The organism is Succinivibrio dextrinosolvens DSM 3072 (assembly GCF_900167015.1).
Lineage (GTDB): Bacteria > Pseudomonadota > Gammaproteobacteria > Enterobacterales > Succinivibrionaceae > Succinivibrio > Succinivibrio dextrinosolvens.
Window position 1 is genome coordinate 1 of the sequence record NZ_FUXX01000093.1, and the last position, 1642, is coordinate 1642.

Sequence of the window (1642 nt, forward strand, 5' to 3'; positions counted from 1 at the left end):
AAAAGGCCTGTCTCCAATTAATTTCAGGAAACAAGCCTTAAATTCTGTTAGTATGACCTAGAAACTTAAGTGATCAATTTCTGGGGCCATACTATAACTCTGCCAGGGACTTTTTAGTGAATACCTAGATTCTATTAGAAGGTATAACGAGCACCAACTGAGAATACGGTCTCACGAGCTGACTTAAGAGCATTTTCATCTTTAGCAGAAGCACTTGAACCTGCGTTGAAGCCGGCTTCTGTCCATACGTTGAAGTTTTCGTTAACAGTGTAGTTTACGAATACTGGGATACGACGAACAATTGCCTTATTGGTCTTCTCACCATTAGCTAGGTTCTTCTTGTGATAGAAGCTGTTCTCATAACCAGCAACAACAGATACACCATTGTCGAATGCATAGCCGGCAGCTAACTCAAAACCGTCGTTAACAACCTTATAGGTATCATTATAAGTTCTTAGAGCAGCGTGCTCATATAAAGCAGCTACATAGAAGCCTGAGTTTACATTACCCCAAGCAATAGATGCATTAGCGTGCTTGAAGTTGTTAAATTCTTTACCAGAATCTACATTAGCATTGTTAACTGTTAAATCATTTCCTGACTGGCCCTTAACATAGCTGTAGCCAGCCTTGAATGATAGAGGTCCAAATACAACGTCATCAATAGTATAACCTAATGCACCATTAAAACCGCTGTCGATTGCATAAGAATCATCTGCATTGAAATATTTATTATCGATCATTGCAGCTTTATCCTGAGCAGTCTGAACACCAGCCTGAGCAAAGAAACCGTAATTATCATAGGTATACTGTAACTGACCACCACGACGCTCACCGTTAAACTTGCCCTGAACGTTACCAGCAGCATCTTCATAAATATCGGTAGCAGCTTCAACAGAGTAGGTTGAATCTAGAAAACGACCAGCCTTAACTAGACCGAACTCACCGAAATCAGCACCAACGTACTGATCACGAGCATCAAAACTCTCGTGCTCTGCACCATCAGTAGCATCCCATTGTGCATAACCTAAACCAGCAACCCAGTCAGTGATCTGAGTCTTGCCACCAATACCGAAACGAGCTGAATTCTGGATTGATGAATCCTTCTGTGCAGCCTTATCATAGTTTCCATTATAGAAAACAGACTGAACACGACCATCTAGAGTTAAAGAGGTACCGTCTTTGTCATAAACAGTTGCTGCATTTGCAGAAGCTGCTGCAGCAATAACAGATAATGCTAATAATGTTTTTTTCATAATTAATTCCATAAAACAAAAATAAGGTGTTAGCCAAAACTAACTAACAATTAGATATTTTAATATCTTTAGATTAGGATTGCAACAATAATATGAGCTATATCACATACATAATATTTAAAATTGCATAACTGAAATATAATTAAGAGCAGATATTTGTTTTTTACGGAATAAAATTGACATTGATCATTTTTAATGAATAAGAAAAGAAAGTAGATGCAAACAGGATAAAACAAAGAAAATGAGAATGAGTCAAACTAGATTACAGATTAGAAAAGCAACTTCAGACTATAATGAAAAAAGGTTCTTCAGTAAAACTGTGGCTTATGAAAAACTTCTAGTGAATATTATCAAATAAATTAAACAAAAAAGGGCGTTTTCTCTTAAGA

The 1642-nt window shown here is 37.0% G+C and carries 1 protein-coding gene; it reads right to left on the reverse strand.

The window, feature by feature from the left end; genetic code table 11:
* Positions 1-134: 134 nt before the first annotated feature.
* Positions 135-1253, reverse strand: a complete 1119-nt coding sequence (locus B5D46_RS11930) for a porin (protein WP_159443119.1) — start codon at positions 1251-1253, stop codon at positions 135-137.
* Positions 1254-1642: the final 389 nt, after the last annotated feature.

What these genes read in the sequence shown, in the direction of transcription:
- B5D46_RS11930 (WP_159443119.1), bottom strand. Translation starts at nt 1,253, where the DNA reads ATGAAAAAAACATTATTAGCATTATCTGTTATTGCTGCAGCAGCTTCT.